This window comes from Actinomadura chibensis NBRC 106107, assembly GCF_001552135.1.
In the GTDB taxonomy this organism is placed as follows: domain Bacteria; phylum Actinomycetota; class Actinomycetes; order Streptosporangiales; family Streptosporangiaceae; genus Spirillospora; species Spirillospora chibensis.
The window spans coordinates 19,554-36,315 of the sequence record NZ_BCQP01000040.1 but is presented as its reverse complement, the minus strand read 5'-3'; the positions used below and the strand labels follow the sequence as shown (position 1 = coordinate 36,315).

Sequence of the window (16,762 nt, the reverse complement as noted above, 5' to 3'; positions counted from 1 at the left end):
CCCGCCCGTCCAGCCCAGCGGGCGGGCCGCGGCGGGGGCTACAGCCGCTCGATGATCGTGGCGTTGGCCTGGCCGCCGCCCTCGCACATGGTCTGCAGGCCGTAGCGTCCGCCGGTGCGCTCCAGCTCGTGCAGGAGCTTGGTCATCAGGATGCCGCCGGTCGCGCCGAGCGGGTGCCCGAGCGCGATCGCGCCGCCGTTCGGGTTCGTCTTCTCCAGCGACGCGCCCGTGTCGCGCGCCCATGCCATCGGGACAGGCGCGAACGCCTCGTTGACCTCGAACACGTCGATGTCGTCGATCTTCAGCCCGGACCGCTCCAGCGCACGCTCCGTCGCGGGGATCGGGCCGGTCAGCATGTAGACCGGGTCGGAGCCGGTCACCGCGAGCGTGTGGATCCGGGCGCGCGGGGTCAGGTTGTGCCGCTTCACCGCAGCCTCGGACGCGATCAGCAGCGCGGACGCGCCGATCGAGATCTGCGAGGCGAGCGCGGCGGTCATCCGGCCGCCCTCGCGCAGCAGCTTGAGGCCCGCCATCTTCTCCAGCGTCGTGTCGGGGCGGGCGCCCTCGTCCTTGGTCAGCCCCGCGATCGGCGCGATCTCCCGGTCGAAGTAGCCCGCCTCGATGGCGGCGGCGCCGCGCCGGTGGCTCTCCAGCGCGAACCGCTCCATCTCCTCGCGGCTGAGGTCCCACTTCTCGGCCATCAGCTCCGCGCCGCGGAACTGGGAGATCTCCTGCATGCCGTAGCGCTCGGCCCAGCCCTCGCCGAACGGGAAGTCCATCCCCTGGACGATGGTGGACCCCATCGGCACCTTGGCCATCTGCTCGACGCCGGACGCGACGACGAGGTCCTGGGTTCCGGACAGCACGCCCTGCGCGGCGAAGTGGATCGCTTGCTGCGACGAGCCGCACTGCCGGTCGATGGTCACGCCGGGCACGCTCTCCGGCAGCCCGGCCGACAGCCACGCGGTGCGCGCGACGTCGAGGGTCTGCGGGCCGACCTGCATGACACAGCCCATGATCACGTCTTCGACCGCGGACGGGTCGACCCCGGTGCGGTTGACGAGCTCCTTGAGCACGTGGGCCCCGAGGTCGGCCGGGTGGACGTCCTTGAGAGCGCCCTTCTTGGTGCCGACGGGGGTACGGACCGCGCCGACGATGTACGCCTCGGCCACTGCGCCTCCAAGTGGTGGGGTGGGTTCCGTCCCGGGAAACCGAGCGAGATTCGGTCTGTCGTTACGAGGTTACATCGCCCGCGCCCCGCACGGGCTGTGAAGTCGGTCTCGGGCCTGCTACGCCGGGCCGGCCCCGGTGGGGCCGCCCGGTCCGGCGGCGGGACGCCGGCCGAGGACGCCGCCGTCCGCGTCGTCCCCGAGGGACTCCTCGGCGAGCCGCCGCAGGACGTCGGTCAGCTCCGGATGGGCCTCCGGCGACCAGCCGTCCAGGTGCCGGGAGAGGCCCTCGCAGCGCGTGCGGAACAGCCGCTGGGCGGCGTCCTCCCCGGACGGGGTGATGGCGAGCGTCCCGTCGACGCGGCGGACGTAGCCGTCGTCCACCAGCCGGTCGATGTACGGGCGGCCCTGCTCGACGGTGACCCCGGCGCGTTCGGCGAGGTCGGCGCCGGGGACCGTCCGGTCCTTGGCGATCCGGCACAGCGCCCACACGCTGCCCGGCGGCAGGTCGAGGCCGGAGCGGGCGGCGAGCCGGTCGTAGAGCTCGCGGGCCTTCGGGTCCTTGCGCATCAGCTCGCTGAGCGCCCGCTCGATCTCGTGCCTGGACGACCGGACGGTCGGCGCCGCCCCGAACCCCTCGCCGTAGTCGCGCGCCGCCGAGGTGGCCCGCAGCGGCACCTCCCGCAGGAACCACGTCAGCACGAACGCGACGGCCGCCACGGGGACGGCCCAGAAGAACACCGCGTCGATCGACTGCGCGTACGCGTGCAGCACGCCCGCCTTCACGGGGGCCGGGAACCGGTCGAGCAGGCTCGGGTTCCCCTGGACGGCCGCCGGGTCGAACCCGGGCGGCAGCCGCGGCCCGAGGTCGGTGATGCGCCGGGCGAGCTGGTTGCTGAAGATCGACCCGAACACCGCGACGCCGAACGACCCGCCGATCTGCCGGAAGAACGTGACCCCGGACGTCGCCGACCCGAGGTCCTCGTACGGCACGGCGTTCTGGACGGCGATCACGAGCACCTGGAGCACGAGCCCGAGCCCGAAGCCGAGCAGCGCGAAGCGCAGGCTCATCGCGAGGACGGTCGAGTCCTCGTCCAGGCCCGAGCAGAGGAACAGCGCCAGCGCGATGATCGGCGTGCCCACCATCGGGAAGACCTTGTAGCGGCCGGACCGGGTGATGAGCTGCCCGGAGCCGATCGAGGCGATCAGCATGCCGAGCATCATCGGCAGCAGGTAGACGCCGGACAGCGTCGGCGACACCCCGTGCACCACCTGCAGGAAGATCGGCAGGAACGTCAGCGCGCCGAACATCGCGAAGCCGACCGCGAAACTGATCGCCGCGCCGAGCGAGAACACCGAGTTGGCCAGCAGCCGGGGCGGCATGATCGGCTCGGCGGCGCGGCGCTCCACGAGCAGCCACAGCGCGATCAGCGCGACCGACCCGGCGGCCAGCCCGATGATCGGGGCGGACAGCCAGTCGTAGCGCGTCCCGCCCCAGGTCGTCATCAGGACGAGCCCGACCGCCCAGCCGACGATCAGCAGCGTGCCGAGGTAGTCGATGCGGTGCCGCTCCCGCTCGCCGCCCGCGTGCAGCACCGCCGCGATCACCAGCAGCGCGACGATCCCGATCGGCACGTTGATGTAGAACACCCAGCGCCAGGTCAGGTTGTCCACGAACCAGCCGCCGAGCAGCGGCCCGCACACGCTCGCCACGCCGAACACCGCACCGAACAGCCCCTGGTACCGGCCGCGCTCGCGGGGCGGGACGACGTCCCCGACGATCGCGACCACCAGCACCATCAGCCCGCCGCCGCCGAGGCCCTGCAGCGCGCGGAAGACGATCAGCTCCAGCATGTCCTGCGCGAGCCCGCACAGCGCCGACCCGACCAGGAAGATCACGATCGACGTCTGGAACAGCCGCTTGCGCCCGTACTGGTCGCCGAGCTTGCCCCACAGCGGCGTCGACGCGGTCGAGGCGAGCAGGTACGCCGTCACGACCCAGGACAGGTGGTTCAGCCCGCCGAGGTCGCTGACGATCGTCGGCAGGGCCGTGGACACGATCGTCTGGTCCAGCGCGGCGAGCAGCATCGCCAGCATGAGCGCGCCGAGGATGACATAGAGGTCCCGGCCCACCGGCATGTCCCGCTCGTCCCGCGTCGTCGCCGTCTCCGCCGCCATGCCGGACATCTACCCATGAGCCGGAAGGGATCACCCCCGGCGCCCCTCCGGACGGATCAGCCGAAGCCGCGCCCGCCGGACCTCAGCCGAGCAGGTCGCGGGCGACCTTGGCGGCGCCGAGCCCGGCCGCCGCGCCCGCGATGCCGACCGCCCCGGCGGTGGCCCACAGCGGCAGGCCGGGCCGCGTCCGGACGGCGCTCATCGTGTCGGCGGCGTCCACGGCGAGGCCCACCCGCGCCCACAGCGCCCGCCCGGAGCCGTCGCGGCTCAGCAGGTAGCCCGCGCCGAGCGCGACCTCCCGCGCGCCGAACGCCCGGACGAGGTACTCGCGGCCCGGGTCGGCGCCGCCGCCCATGCCCATGGCCCGACCGGTCAGCCGGGGCACGGCGAGCGCCGCGAGGCCGACCGCGATCCGGCCCCGCGCCAGGTTCGTCATGAGGCCGTCGAGCCGGTCCCGGCCGTCGAGTTCGTCCCGGTCGTCTATTTCCTTCGCATCTGCCACAGAGCGAGGTTAGCCGGGTTCCGCCGGTCCGTCCGGACGCGGGGGAATCCGCGCTCCACCCGTCTATCGTTCTTGGAGGCGGCTCTCCCCCCGGACGGAAGGTCAGCATGGTCACCACGGAAGGCATGATCGGCCTCGTCGTCGTGGCGCTCCTCGCCGCGTTCTGCGTCCGCTGGGCCGCCGTGCGGCTCCGGCTGCCCATGCCCACCAGATCGGCGGTGCTCATCGTGTTCGTCCTCGTGGCGCTGACCATGTTCGGCAACCACCTCCGGTAGCGGCGGACCGCCACCGCCGCCGGCTCGGACCGGACGAATTGCCCGCCGTTCCGAACTTCCCGCCCCGACGGAGAGTCATAACTGGCGAAACCGGCTTCTCGCGAGTTGTTACCCCGTCCGGCGGAGCCGGTCCGAGCAAGGGAGAGCATCCGGTGACCGCGATCCGGGAGAGCGGCGCGATCGCCCCGCATCTGAGGCGACTGCTGGAGTTCGTGGAACCCGGCCGTGACGACGTGTGCCTGGACGTGGCGCGCGGCGACGGCCCGATGCCCGCCGCGCTCGGCCCGCAGGTGGGGCATCTCACCGCGGTCGACGCGATGCCCGCGGCGCGGGCGGTGCCCGCCCCGGCGGCGGAGCGCGGAGCGGGCTCGGCGCGGCGGATGGCCACGGTCGAGTTCGGGACCGGTCCAGTCCGGATCGCCGACGGGGACTCGCCGCCCGTCGCCACCACCCGCGAGGACCGGGTGCCGCATCCGCTCGGGCCCGACCACGTCCGGGTCAAGGCCGACGCCACCGCCCTGCCCTACAGGGACAACACGTTCTCGCTGGTCACCGCCCGCTTCTCGCTGTACAACCTGGGCGATCCCGATCATGTGCTGCGCGAGCTGCTGCGGGTCTGCCGCCCCGGCGGGCGCGTGATCATCGCGGATCTCGTCCGCGGCAACCTCGCCGGGCCCGACCGCGACCGCATCGAGCGGCTCCGCGACCCGGACCACCCCGGCACCCCGTCCATCGCCCGGCTCACCGAGATGATCACCTCGGCGGGCGGCAGCATCCGCCGCCTGGACGTGTTCACGGTGGAGCGTCCCATCGAGCCGTGGCTCGCCGGGGCCTGCGACGACGCGACCGCCGAGCGCATCCGCACCGCGCTCGTCGACGAGGTGGACGGCGGGCCGAAGACGGGCGCGAAGCCCCGCGTCATCGGCGGCGAGCTGTGGTTCACCCAGACCTGGGCCCACGTCGCCGCCGAGCCCATCCCCTGACCCGCCCCGTCAAGGGACGAGCACGGCCGCTCCCGTGAACCGGTCGGCGGCGAGGTCGGCGAGGGCGCGGTCGGCGTCGTCCAGGCCGTATGCGCGGGTGGTGACGGCGACGCCGAGGCGGGCCGCCAGGGTCAGGAACTCCGCGCCGTCCGCGCGGGTGTTCGCGGTCACCGACCGGAGCGTGCGCTCCTGGAACAGGTGCCGCTGGTAGTCCAGGGACGGCACGTCGCTCAGGTGGATGCCCGCGACGGCGCACGTCCCGCCCCGGTCGAGCCGCTCCAGCGCCGCCGGGACCAGCTCCCCCGCCGGGGCGAACACGATCGCCGAGTCGAGCGGCGCGGGCCCGGTGTCGAACGAGTCGCCCGCCCACGCCGCGCCCAGCTCGCGCGCCAGCTCCCGGGCCGCCGGGCTGCGCGTGAACACGTGCACCTCGGCCCCTTCGGCGAGCGCGATCTGCGCGGCGAGGTGCGCGGACCCGCCGAACCCCCAGATCCCGAGCCGCCCGCCCGGCGGGACGGCGGCGCGGCGCAGCGCCCGGTAGCCGATGATGCCCGCGCACAGCAGCGGCGCGGCGCCGACGTCGTCCAGCTCCGGCGGCAGCGCGTAGGCGTAGGCGTCCACGGCGAGGGCGAACTCGGCGTAGCCGCCGTGCGCGTCCCAGCCGGTGTAGACCGAGTACGGGCACAGGTTCTCGGCGCTGCGGCGGCAGAACCGGCACGCGCCGCACGTCCCGCGCAGCCACGCCACGCCGATCCGGTCGCCGGCGCCGTGCAGGGCTCCGGGGCCCGCCTCGACGACCTCGCCGACGATCTCGTGGCCGGGCGTCACGCCGGGCAGGTGGACGGGCAGGTCGCCCTCCGCGACGTGCAGGTCCGTCCGGCAGACGCCGCAGGCCAGCACCCGCACCAGCAGCTCCCCGGGACCCGGCGACGGCGTCGCGCGGTCGGCGCGGCGGAGCGGCCCCGACTCGATCGGGCCCGGCGTCCGCACCGTCCAGGAGCGCATCGCTACGGGGCGAGCGGCAGCTCGAACCAGACGGCCTTGCCGTCGGACGTCGGCCGCGCGCCCCACCGGGTGGCGAGCTGGTCGACCAGGTAGAGGCCGCGCCCGCCCTCGTCGGTCTCGCCCGCGCTGCGGATGCGCGGCAGCCGCATGTCGGAGTCGAACACCTCGACCCAGACCGCGTCCGCGCCGCGCCGCAGCCGGAGCCGGAACTCCTTGGTCGGCGGCTCGCGGCGGCCGAGGTCGGCGCCGAGGTTCCAGTCGTCCTCGTCGAACGCGCCGCCGTCGAAGGGGCCCTCGAACGGGTCGCCGTCCAGGGCCGTCGCGCCGAAGTCGGTGTTGAACTGGACGGGCGGCGGCGCGCCCAGCGGCTCCCCGCCCCGCCCGGGGGGACCGGCGGGCACCGGCACGACCGGCTCGCGGCGCGGCGTCGGCGTCGCCGTGGCGTGCAGGACGACGTTCGTCACGACCTCCGACACCAGCAGGCACGCCAGCTCGGACTGCTCGTCGAGCATCCCCCAGGACGCGAACGTGTCGGCGGCCATCCGGCGGGCCTCCGACACCATGATCGGCTCGGCGTCGAAGGTGCGCTCGGCGACGGCGAGCTCGTCCCCGGCGGTGCGGATCACGACGATCGCGACGTCGTCGTCGATGTCGCCGGGCACCGCCTCGTAGGCGGCGTTCGCGATCGCCTCGACGCCGCCGCGCGCGACGGCCGCGACCGCGTTGCGGACCATCTCCCGCGACTCCTCGCGGGTGTAGTAGTCGCCGTCGTCGCGGGGCCGCCGGTCGATCAGCCCGTCGGTGTACAGGACGAGCGTCGACCCCGGCTTCAGCTCGGTCGTCTCCTCGTTGAAGAGGATCTCGCCGCCGAGGCCGGGGGCGCGCAGCCCGAGCATGCCGCCCTGGCTCTCGAACGGCAGCTCGCCGACGTGGCCGTCCACGATCAGCAGCGGCGGGTCGTGCCCGGCGTTCGCGAACTCCAGCACCCGCGACCACGCGTCGTAGACGAAGTACGTACACGACACGAGCGGCGGACGGACGAGGTCGTCGCTGTTCCACCCGGACCGCATCCGCTCCGGACGGGTCATCGTCCGCACCCACTCGTCGAGCTTGCGGAGGATGTCGGCGGGCGGCTTGTCGTCCTGGGCGAAGGCGCGCAGCGCGGCGCGGAGCTGGCCCATCACGGCGGCGGCGCGGGCGCCGCGGCCCTCGACGTCGCCGATGACGAGGCCGACGCGGCCCGCCGACAGCGGGATCACGTCGTACCAGTCGCCGCCGACCTGCGTCTGGATGCCGTGCCCGTGCGACTCCAGGGGCCGGGCGGGCTCGTACCGCCAGGCGATCTGCAGGCCGTCCAGCCGGGGCGGGCGGTCGCCGGGCAGCAGGTGCTTCTGGAACGCGAGCGCGGTGTCGCGCTCCTCCTCGAACAGCAGCGCGTTGTCGACGGCGAGCGCGACCCGGCTGGCGATCGCGCCGAGCAGGTCGCGGTCGAAGCCGTCGTAGTGCGGGTCGGGCCGCTTCGACAGGTTGGACAGCGCGAGGCTCATCACGCCGAGCAGCTCGCCGCGCACCAGCAGCGGCGCGGAGATCACCGAGGTGATGCCCATCTCGACGCCGAGCCGCCGGGACGGCTCGGACGGCGCCGAGAACCGGTGCTGCACCATGTCCTCGACGAGGACGGCGTCGCGGCGGCTCATCGCCTTCTCGCTGAAGTGCCCGGGCGGGTAGCTGACGGGCTCGCCGACCTCGGCCCAGGTGCCGGGCGGCGGCTCCCAGTTCCCCGCGTGCCGCGACACCCGCCGGTAGAGCCGGTCGCCGCTGTAGAGGTCGATGAAGCAGTGGTCGGCGAACTGCGGGACGAGGGTGTCGGCGACGCGGCGGAGCGTGCTCTCCAGTTCGAGGGACCCGGCGAGCCGCTCCCCGATCCGCTCCATCAGGCCGTAGCGGTCCTGTTCGCGCTGGTTCGAGCGGAGCGCCTCGCGGGCGAAGATCACGACGCCGTCGACCGCGCCGGACGGGTGCCGCAGCGGGACGGCGTGCGCCCGCGTGTACACGGTGCTGCCGTCGGCGCGCAGGTTGCAGAAGGTGCCCTCCCACACGCCGCCCTTGAGGACGTGCTTGGCCAGCTCGGTCGCCTGCTCGTGGTCCTCCTCGGCGATGCCGAGGGACAGCACGGAGTGCCCGATGACCTCGTCCCCGCCGAAGCCGAAGAGCTGGCGCGCGAAGGCGTTGCCGTAGATGACGTTGCTGAAGCGGTCGCAGACGATGACCGCCATCTCCATCTGGTTGAGGACGGTCTCGGGCGGCAGACGCGCCTCGTCAGGCGCTTCCCCCCAGTGCTTCATCTCCCCATCCCGAAAACAGTGCCAAGCCCGCCGGCGGCCGTGTGCCCGCCGCCCGGCCACCCGGCGCCGCCCGCCGCCATGATCACCGGGCGTCGCGGCGCGGATGCCGCGCGTACCTCCTCCGTCGTATTGAACGACGAACCGGCCGCCGGGATACGCCCGAAAGGCGGGAAGCCACGGAGATCTTCGGTATAGACCGTCGAGATGGGGCCCCGTCCCCCGGCGAAACGCACGCCGCCCGCCGGCACGCCGCGCGGAACCCGTGCGCCCACCGTTCGCACGCCGGCCGGGTCAGCGCCTGCTGACGAAGACGTGTTCGGCGATGTCGCGCGGCAGCTCCGTCGCTGGACTGTCGGCCTCGTCGTCACTGATCACCTGCACCCCGTCATCGGTCGCCCGAAGCGTCACCTCTCGTCCCGGTTGTATCCCTATTTGCTTGAGTCTAAGCATCAGGTCGCTGTCGCTCTGCACCTGCTCGCTGATCCGGCGGATCACCGCGTCGGCGCCCGCGGAGGAGGCCACGGCGGTCATCACCGAGAGCGGGGCGGGGTCGCCGTCGGCGCCGTGCCCGCCGAGTTCGGCCAGGCCGGGGATGGGGTTGCCGTGCGGGCAGGTGGTGGGGTTGTCCAGCAGCGCGACGAGGCGGCGCTCGACGTCCTCCGACATCACGTGCTCCCACCGGCACGCCTCGATGTGGACGTCCTCCCAGGGCAGCCCGATCACGTTGACCAGCAGGCATTCGGCGAGCCTGTGCTTGCGCATCACGCGGGTGGCGAGCCCGCGGCCGCTCTCGGTCAGTTCGAGATGCCGATCGCCCTCGACCCGCAGGAGCCCGTCGCGCTCCATCCGCGCGACCGTCTGGCTCACCGTCGGACCGCTCTGGGAGAGCCGCTCGGCGATGCGCGCGCGAAGGGGGATGATCCCCTCCTCTTCGAGCTCGAAAACCGTCCGGAGGTACATCTCCGTGGTATCGATCAGGCCGTGTGAGGTCACAGCTCCCTCCAGTCTTATGGGCAGAAGTCTACTTGCTCGGACCTCCCGACGCCGGGTCCGGCGAATATCCCCCTGAAGCCGGGTAGGGGGAACGCGAGATGAACGCCAAAACTTCCCACGACGCTTTTCCCTTCCTTCCCGACACCCCGGAGGAAAGGTCCGATCTCGGCGCGCTGAGCCGCGCGGCGGAGGGCTGCCGGGGCTGCGGCCTCTACGAGAACGCCACCCAGACGGTCTTCGGCGAGGGCTCCCCGGGCGGACGCGTCATGTTCGTCGGGGAGCAGCCCGGTGACCAGGAGGACCGCCAGGGCCGCCCCTTCGTCGGACCGGCCGGGCGCGTCCTCGACCGGGCGCTCGCGGAGGCCGGGATCGAGCGCGGCGACGTCTACGTCACGAACGCGGTGAAGCACTTCAAGTTCCGGCGGCGGGAGGGCGGCAAGCGCCGCATCCACGAGCCGCCGAACGCCGGGGAGCTGCGCGCCTGCCGCCCGTGGCTGCTCGCCGAGCTGCGGGTCCTGGACCCGGACGTCGTGGTCGCGCTCGGCGCGACGGCGGGCAAGGCGCTGCTCGGGTCGTCCTTCCGGGTGACCAAGCAGCGCGGACGCCTGCTGGCGCTCCCCGACCTGGCGGACATCGGCACCCCGGCCGCGTCCGGCGACTCCGGGGAGGAGGGGCCGGGCGCGCGGCTCGTCGCGACGATCCATCCGTCCGCCGTGCTGCGCGCCGAGGACCGCGACGCCGTGTACGCGGGGTTCCTCGACGACCTCAAGGTCGTGGCGTCCGCGCTGCGCTGAGGCGGGTCACCCGTCGACCGGGACCGTTCCGGCGGTGCGCGTGTCGTAGCGCAGCAGCGCCGGGACGGCGAACCCGGCGACGACGACCAGCGCCGCGCAGGCGAGCCCGCCCCCGACCCAGGACGCGGTGGCCCCGGCGACGCTCGCGGTCGCCCCGGCGCGGACGTCCCCGAGCCGCGGCCCGCCCGCGACGACGACGGTGAACACGCCCTGGAGGCGTCCGCGCATCTCGTCCGGCGCGTAGGTCTGGAGCATCGACTGGCGGAAGACGGCGGACACCAGGTCGGCCGCGCCGCCGACGGCGAGCAACGCCACCGCGAGCCAGAGCTGCCCGGCCAGTCCGGACGCCGCCACGGCGAGCCCCCAGACGACGATGGACACGACCAGCGCGATGCCCTGCTTGTGCACGCGTCCGATCCAGCCGGACGACATCCCGCCGAGGAGCGCGCCGATCGCGATCGCGGCGAACAGGTAGCCGACCGCCCCCTCGCCGCCGAACTTCGTGTCGGCGACCTCGGGGAACAGGGCGCGGGGCATCGCGATCGCCATCGCGATGATGTCCACGACGAACGACATCATCAGCACCGGCTGCGCGGACAGGTAGCGCAGGCCGTCGATCACCGACCGCAGCCCCGGCGTGCCGGTGAGCTCGCCGAGCGGCGGCATCGGGGGCAGCCGCAGCGCGGCGTACAGCACGAACGTGAACAGGACGGCGTCGAGGGCGTACGCGACGGCGTAGCTCCAGTGGGAGATGATCACACCGGCGAACAGCGGCCCGGCGAGGCCGCCGCCCTGCATGACGGTGAAGTTCAGCGTGTTCGCCGCCGGGACGAGGGGCGCGTCGACCAGCCGGGGGATCATCGCGCTGCGGGTCGGCGAGGACACCGACACCCCGACCGCCTGGACCGCCACCGCGACCATGATCAGGATGAGGCTGTCCAAACCCAGCAGAGCTTGGACGAGCAGCAGGAACGTTCCCGCCCACATCACATAGGACGAGACGAGCAGGAGCCTGCGCCGGTCCATGTGGTCGGCGACGGCGCCGCCCCACAGCCCGAACACGATCAGCGGGACGAGGTTCACGAACCCGAGCACGCCGACCCAGAACGACGACCGGGTCATGTCGTACACCTGGACGGGCACCGCCACGGCGGTGACCTGGAACCCGATGAACGACACGCCCTGCCCCAGCCAGAGCCGCCGGTACGGGCCGCTGGACAGCGGGCGGGTGTCGATCGCCAGGGCGCGCAGCATGCCGCGCCGCCCGGGCTTGGGCGGTCTCAGCGGATGCTCGGGTTCGGGCTCGGGTTCGGCGCCGTCGGGCGGGGAGAGGTTGTCAGGAGCGTGGGTGGGGGTTGGCTGCTGTTCCGGATTCACGGGGACAGTCTCTCCATGACCCACCTCCCCGTCTCCCCCAGGGTTCCGTCCAGCGCGAGCGGACCTCCCTCGCGGCGGTACCGGACGCGGTCGTGCAGCCGGTCGCGGCGGCCCTGCCAGAACTCGATCCACTCGGGCACGAGCCGGTACCCGCCCCAGAAGTCCGGCAGCGGGACGGCGTCGGCGGACTCGGCGTCCGGCGCGCCGGGGGGACGTCCCTCGGCGGGGTCGGGCCAGCGCTCGGCCAGCTCGGCGAAGCGGCGCTCCAGGACCTCCCGCCCGGGGATGACGCCGGACTGGTGCTCGCTCGCCCAGGCGCCGAGCCGCGAGCCGTGCGGGCGCGTCCGGAAGTAGGCGGCCGACTCGTCCCTGGACAGCTCGAACACCGGGCCCGCGGCCCGCACCTGCCGGTGCAGCGCGTGCCAGGGGAACACGACCGCCGCGCGCGGGTTCTCGGCGAGCTCCACGCCCTTCTGGGACGTCAGGTTCGTGAAGAACCGGAATCCCTGCGGGCCGTATCCCTTGAGCAGGACGGTCCGCGCGTTCGGCACGCCGTCACCGGACGCGGTCGCGAGCACCATCGCGTTCGGCTCGGCCAGGCCGGACTCGTGCACCCCGGCGAACCAGGCGGCGAACAGCGCGAGCGGGTCGGCGGGGAGCGCCGACTCGGACATTTCGCCCGCCTCGTAGGATCTGCGGAGCCGTGCGGGGTCGGGCGTTGCGGAGTCCACAGCGTCCGAGCCTCTCACCTGGCCCTTGTGCAACTGACGGGACCCCTGGGTACTGGACGGTAAAGCAGACAGGGTTCAATGGCACGGCACCGCCTTATCAACCGAACATTCCTCGCCCCCAACCTGCGCGGACCGGCCGCGCGCGCTCGGCGAACGGGCCGGACGGGGAATGCTCACCGGAGACGAAAGGCAGGACGACATGTCCGACTTCAAACCTGGTCTCGAGGGGGTCGTGGCCTTCGAGACCGAGATCGCCGAACCGGATAAGGAGGGCGGCGCCCTCCGGTACCGGGGCGTGGACATCGAGGAGCTCGTCGGCCGCGTCTCCTTCGGCGACGCCTGGGGCCTCCTCGTGGACGACAGCTTCGACCCCGGCCTCGCCCCCGCCGACCCGCACGTCCTCCCGGTCACCTCCGGCGACGTCCGGGTGGACGTGCAGAGCGCGCTCCCCACCCTCGCCCCCGCCTACGGCATGCGCCCCCTGCTCGACATCACCGACGAGGAGGCCCGCGCCGACCTCGCCCGCGTGTCGGTGACGGCGCTCTCCTTCGTCGCGCAGTCGGCGCGCGGCATCGGCGTCCCGATGGTCCCGCAGCACCGCATCGACGCGGCGAGCACGATCACCGAGCGGTTCATGGTCCGCTGGCGCGGTGAGCCCGACCCCAAGCACGTCCGGGCCATCGACGCTTACTGGGTCTCCGCCGCCGAGCACGGCATGAACGCCTCCACCTTCACCGCCCGGGTGATCGCCTCCACCGGCGCGGACGTCGCGGCCAGCATCTCCGGCGCGATCGGCGCGATGTCCGGGCCGCTGCACGGCGGCGCGCCCGCCCGCGTCCTCCCGATGATCGACAAGGTCGAGCAGATCGGCGACGCCCGCAAGGTCGTCACCGACATCCTCGACTCCGGCGACCGGCTGATGGGCTTCGGCCACCGCGTCTACCGGGCCGAGGACCCGCGCGCCCGGGTGCTGCGGCGCACCGCGAAGGACCTCGGCGCGCCGCGCTTCGAGGCCGCGAAGGCCCTGGAGGACGCCGCGCTGGCGGTGCTGCGCGAGCGGCGCCCGGACCGCCCGATCGAGACGAACGTGGAGTTCTGGGCCGCGGTCATCCTCGACTTCGCCGAGGTCCCCACCGCGATGATGCCCGCCATGTTCACCTGCGGCCGCACCGCCGGGTGGGCGGCGCACATCCTGGAGCAGAAGCGCACGGGCCGGCTGGTCCGGCCGAGCGCCAGGTACACCGGTCCCGGGACGCGGTCGATCGACGACGTCCAGGGCGCGGCGGAGGTCCTCAAGCGTCACGCCGGCTGACGCCGGCGTCGCCCCCCGAACGCCTGAGGCCCCCGGTCCGGACCGGGGGCCTTGCTCGTTTCCGGGTCGCTCGTCCCCTGGTCAGGTGTCGGACGTCCCGTCTCCGGGCGGGCAGTGGGCGGGGCCCTGGCGTCCCGCGATGAGGCGGCCGCAGACCTGCTTGACCTCGGTGGTGCCGTCCGGCCTGAGGGTCGCGAGCATGACCGGCTTGTCGAGCACCTGGTGCCCGGTCGTGCGGGAGCTGAACCGGATGACGCCGCTCGCCCCGTTCCGCAGGACGTCGTGGTCCGGGTCGTTCAGCGCCGCGAACACCGACGTCGCGGACGGGAGCGCCTTCTCCTGCCAGTAGACGCGTCCCGCCACGCTGGCGACGAGCGTCACCGCGTCGTAGGACACGGCGGCGCGGGTGATCGCGGGCTGCCTGCTCTGGTCGGCGTTCCCGTCCGTCATGGCCCGGACGGCGGGGTCGTAGTCGGAGTAGAACGTCTGCGGCGACTGGCCGCCGATCCAGCGCGCCGTCCACGCCTCGCGGGCGGCGAGCGGCGTGAAGTACAGGTCGAAGGTGTTCTTGCGGCCGAGCTCGTAGGAATTGTCGCTGACGTATTTCGCGATCTCGTCGTCGGCGAGGACGAGCGGCCGTTTCGGGCACGACAGTTCCAGGACGTTGACGAACGAGCGGAACTCGTCGGCGCGGCCCGCGTAGTAGAACATCTCGGGCTGCTTCTGGCATGCCTCCCGGACCAGTTTGTTCAGCTCGCCGGGGTTCCGGTACGGCAGCATGCGCGCCTTTCCCGGGCGGAACGCCTTCTGGAAGTCGGACGCCATGTTGCCGCTGTAGAGGTCGTCCGGGTCGCCGTTGTAGACGACCGCCGCCTCCCGCGCCTTCGCGCCGCCGACGTCGCCGTTCCGCGCCCAGAACGCGGCGTGCTTCGCCGTCCGCGAATTCGGGGACGCGAGCCGGAAATAGTACGGCGAGTAGCCCGCGTCGCCGTCGAGCAGGGCCGTCCCGTCGTAGCTGTTCGCCGTCCCGACCAGCGGCAGCGCCGACTTCGCCAGCAACTGGATCGCCTGCTGGGTCTGCCGCCTGCTCTGCTCGAAACCGAGCACCGCGACGATGGTGCGGTCCTTCAGCGCCCGTTTGCGGATCTGCTGGGCGACGTGCACGGCGTACCGGAACTTCGCGCCCGCGTTGGCGATCAGCACGCGCAGCCGGAGGTCGTCGCCCTCGGCCGCGTCGTTGAACCGCTTCTGCGCGACGGCGAGCCCGATCAGCTCGCCCTGCACCCCGGCGAGGAGGTCGATCCGCCGGTTCTCGATGGACGGGTCGGCCGTCACCGGCCCGAGGTAGACGACGGTCGAGTACGGCTTTCCGGATTCCTTGACGCGGTCGTTCTGCGACTCGATCTCGTCCAGGACCTTGTTCAGCCGGTTGTCGTTGTTCCGGCCGCCGGAGTTCTCGCCGAAGCGGAACGACCCGTCGGTGATCCCGACGCATTCGCCGTTCGCCATCCGCCGGATCCCGAACGGCGAGCAGTACCGCACCACCTGGACGGAGATGACGCTGACGGACGCGGCCGCGACCGCGACCATCGCGATCCACGGCAGCGCCGGGTGCGCGAGCCGCGGGCGGCGCCGCACCGGCCGGACGGACGGCAGGTCGCCGCCCGGGTCGCGGGTGATGTCGACGCGCAGCTCCCGGCGCGAGCCGAGCGCGCCGACCCGGCGCTGCTCGCGCGTGTAGCCGTCCCACAGGACGCGCGCCGCGACGACGCCGCACGGCTCGCCGGACGACACGTCCACCCGGACGGCCTCGGCGAGCCGGTCGACCAGCCGCGGCCCGGCGGCGGAGTCGTCGGCGGGCGCGTTCGGGTCCACCCCCGCCGTGACGACCAGCGGGTCGAAGCCGGGCAGGCCCTCCGTCGCCTGGGTGTCGGCGCGGACCCGCTCGACCAGCTCCACGAACGTCACGCCCGGGTGCCCGGCCGCCAGGTGCTCGAAGATCAGCACCGGGTAGCGGACCCGCGCCCACGCCGCCCGCCGGTAGTCGCGCCGGTAGTTGCGCCGCAGATCCTCCAGGAAGGCGGCGACCAGCAGCAGGTCGATCTGCGCGCCGTGGTCGTCCGGCTCGACCGGGCGCGGATCGAACACGCCCAGCGCGAAACCGAGGAAACCCGTCGAGTCATGATCGACATACGGCTGTTTCAGGAACCACGCGAACTGGTGCACCCCGTACCAGCCGCGCGTGCGCGCGAGGATCTGCACGGTCACGAACGCCAGCCCGATCACGGCGGCCAGCACCGCCGCCGCCAGGTCGAGCGCGGCGGCCGTCCCGGCGCTGACCAGCGCGACCACCGCGATCCCGATCGGCGCGATCTGCTCCAGGAACGCCAGGAACGTCGCCGGACGACCGCGCCGCTCCTCCAGGTCGCGCAGCACGTCCCGGCCGCGCCGCCGGATCACCCGGTTCAGCTCCCGGCGCCGCGTGTTCTCGTTGTCGCCAACCGGCGGGTGCGTCAGCCGCCGCACAAGCAGATGGTTCTCCCGCTCGGCCGCCGACGCCCCACGCGGCGGCGGACGGTCCCCGGCGAGCCGGATCTCCCGCAGGTCGCGCAGCCACAGCGCCATCTCCAGCAGCGGGAACCGCAGCGGCGGCTCCCCGCGCCCGTGACTGCTCGGCTGCGACAGCTCCCGCTTGGCCTCCCGCAGCACCCCCGACACGTCGGTCGCGGGCGTGTCGGCCGCGATGTGCGAGACGGGCGCCCGCTCGTCCTCGCAGCGCGTCTTCAGCATCTCCGCGAGATGGGATGTGGCCCGCGCCGGGCCGAGCAGCAGGAGCAGCGGTCGCAGGCGTTCGCGCCACCGCCACGGCGGCCGCTCCCGCAACCGCTCGAACAGGTCGAGCACTCCGCGTAACCGATCCTCGCTCAGGACCCGGTCGCCGTCGCCCGCCATCTCGCACGCCTCGCTTCCCCTACCCGACGCTGATCCTCCGGCCGCCTCCCCGAGACCCCTCCCGCCCTATCCGCATTTGACGCAGTGCGTCCCGAAAAGGATCGAAACTTTCCAATACGGGACGTCCCGCACCGGAAACTCGGCCA

13 protein-coding genes are annotated in these 16,762 nt (G+C 73.2%); 4 read left to right on the top strand and 9 right to left on the bottom strand.

Annotated elements, in window-relative coordinates:
• Window positions 1–38 precede the first annotated feature (38 nt).
• The 3 genes from ACH01S_RS23145 to ACH01S_RS23135 form a co-directional block, all read right to left on the bottom strand.
• Window positions 39–1,172, bottom strand: coding sequence for an acetyl-CoA C-acetyltransferase (locus ACH01S_RS23145; protein ID WP_067895037.1), 1,134 nt, complete (start codon window positions 1,170–1,172; stop codon window positions 39–41).
• A gap of 117 nt (window positions 1,173–1,289) precedes the next feature.
• Window positions 1,290–3,347 (bottom strand): DHA2 family efflux MFS transporter permease subunit, encoded by a 2,058-nt coding sequence (locus ACH01S_RS23140; RefSeq protein ID WP_083981033.1) that lies wholly within the window; start codon window positions 3,345–3,347, stop codon window positions 1,290–1,292.
• 82 nt (window positions 3,348–3,429) lie between these two features.
• Window positions 3,430–3,849, bottom strand: coding sequence for a hypothetical protein (locus ACH01S_RS23135; protein ID WP_067895034.1), 420 nt, complete (start codon window positions 3,847–3,849; stop codon window positions 3,430–3,432).
• A 107-nt stretch (window positions 3,850–3,956) separates the two neighbouring features.
• Between ACH01S_RS23135 and ACH01S_RS44550 the strand changes: the two genes are divergently transcribed.
• Entirely contained in the window at window positions 3,957–4,124 is a 168-nt protein-coding gene (locus ACH01S_RS44550) for a hypothetical protein (protein WP_169809336.1), read from the top strand.
• Between the two features lie 152 nt (window positions 4,125–4,276).
• Window positions 4,277–5,107: a class I SAM-dependent methyltransferase gene (locus ACH01S_RS23130; protein ID WP_067895032.1), complete on the top strand. Its 831-nt coding sequence runs from the start codon at window positions 4,277–4,279 to the stop codon at window positions 5,105–5,107.
• A 9-nt stretch (window positions 5,108–5,116) separates the two neighbouring features.
• Here ACH01S_RS23130 and ACH01S_RS23125 read toward each other — a convergent pair whose 3' ends face one another.
• The 3 genes from ACH01S_RS23125 to ACH01S_RS23115 all read right to left on the bottom strand — a co-directional run bounded on the left by ACH01S_RS23125 (window position 5,117) and on the right by ACH01S_RS23115 (window position 9,450).
• The gene (locus ACH01S_RS23125) at window positions 5,117–6,112 is read right to left on the bottom strand and encodes a zinc-dependent alcohol dehydrogenase family protein (protein ID WP_067895029.1); all 996 of its coding nucleotides are present in this window, start codon (window positions 6,110–6,112) and stop codon (window positions 5,117–5,119) included.
• Between the two features lie 2 nt (window positions 6,113–6,114).
• Window positions 6,115–8,457: an ATP-binding SpoIIE family protein phosphatase gene (locus ACH01S_RS23120; RefSeq protein ID WP_067895027.1), complete on the bottom strand. Its 2,343-nt coding sequence runs from the start codon at window positions 8,455–8,457 to the stop codon at window positions 6,115–6,117.
• A 291-nt stretch (window positions 8,458–8,748) separates the two neighbouring features.
• Window positions 8,749–9,450 (bottom strand): iron-dependent transcriptional repressor DtxR, encoded by a 702-nt coding sequence (locus ACH01S_RS23115; protein ID WP_067895024.1) that lies wholly within the window; start codon window positions 9,448–9,450, stop codon window positions 8,749–8,751.
• 98 nt (window positions 9,451–9,548) lie between these two features.
• On the opposite strand from ACH01S_RS23115, the gene ACH01S_RS23110 reads away from it, so the two are divergent.
• Window positions 9,549–10,244, top strand: a complete 696-nt coding sequence (locus ACH01S_RS23110) for a UdgX family uracil-DNA binding protein (RefSeq protein ID WP_067895021.1) — start codon at window positions 9,549–9,551, stop codon at window positions 10,242–10,244.
• Window positions 10,245–10,250: 6 nt separating this feature from the next.
• On the opposite strand, the gene ACH01S_RS23105 is transcribed toward ACH01S_RS23110, so the two are convergent.
• Together ACH01S_RS23105 and pdxH are read right to left on the bottom strand one after the other, a co-directional pair.
• Window positions 10,251–11,621 (bottom strand): MFS transporter, encoded by a 1,371-nt coding sequence (locus tag ACH01S_RS23105; protein WP_246236578.1) that lies wholly within the window; start codon window positions 11,619–11,621, stop codon window positions 10,251–10,253.
• Window positions 11,618–12,352, bottom strand: coding sequence for a pyridoxamine 5'-phosphate oxidase (pdxH, locus tag ACH01S_RS23100; protein WP_148344275.1), 735 nt, complete (start codon window positions 12,350–12,352; stop codon window positions 11,618–11,620). The genes ACH01S_RS23105 and pdxH overlap by 4 nt, the downstream gene beginning before the upstream one ends.
• Before the next feature lie 199 nt (window positions 12,353–12,551).
• Here pdxH and ACH01S_RS23095 point away from each other — a divergent pair, with 199 nt between their 5' ends.
• On the top strand, window positions 12,552–13,664 hold the full coding sequence (locus ACH01S_RS23095; RefSeq protein ID WP_067895266.1) for a citrate synthase 2: 1,113 nt from the start codon (window positions 12,552–12,554) through the stop codon (window positions 13,662–13,664).
• 81 nt (window positions 13,665–13,745) lie between these two features.
• Here ACH01S_RS23095 and ACH01S_RS23090 read toward each other — a convergent pair whose 3' ends face one another.
• Window positions 13,746–16,616, bottom strand: coding sequence for an ABC transporter substrate-binding protein (locus ACH01S_RS23090; RefSeq protein ID WP_067895012.1), 2,871 nt, complete (start codon window positions 16,614–16,616; stop codon window positions 13,746–13,748).
• Between the last annotated feature and the right edge of the window lie 146 nt (window positions 16,617–16,762).

What these genes read in the sequence shown, in the direction of transcription:
- ACH01S_RS44550 (WP_169809336.1), top strand. Translation starts at nt 3,957, where the DNA reads ATGGTCACCACGGAAGGCATGATCGGCCTCGTCGTCGTGGCGCTCCTC.
- ACH01S_RS23110 (WP_067895021.1), top strand. Translation starts at nt 9,549, where the DNA reads ATGAACGCCAAAACTTCCCACGACGCTTTTCCCTTCCTTCCCGACACC.
- ACH01S_RS23125 (WP_067895029.1), bottom strand. Translation starts at nt 6,112, where the DNA reads ATGCGCTCCTGGACGGTGCGGACGCCGGGCCCGATCGAGTCGGGGCCG.
- ACH01S_RS23095 (WP_067895266.1), top strand. Translation starts at nt 12,552, where the DNA reads ATGTCCGACTTCAAACCTGGTCTCGAGGGGGTCGTGGCCTTCGAGACC.
- ACH01S_RS23090 (WP_067895012.1), bottom strand. Translation starts at nt 16,616, where the DNA reads ATGGCGGGCGACGGCGACCGGGTCCTGAGCGAGGATCGGTTACGCGGA.
- ACH01S_RS23120 (WP_067895027.1), bottom strand. Translation starts at nt 8,457, where the DNA reads ATGAAGCACTGGGGGGAAGCGCCTGACGAGGCGCGTCTGCCGCCCGAG.
- ACH01S_RS23140 (WP_083981033.1), bottom strand. Translation starts at nt 3,347, where the DNA reads ATGGCGGCGGAGACGGCGACGACGCGGGACGAGCGGGACATGCCGGTG.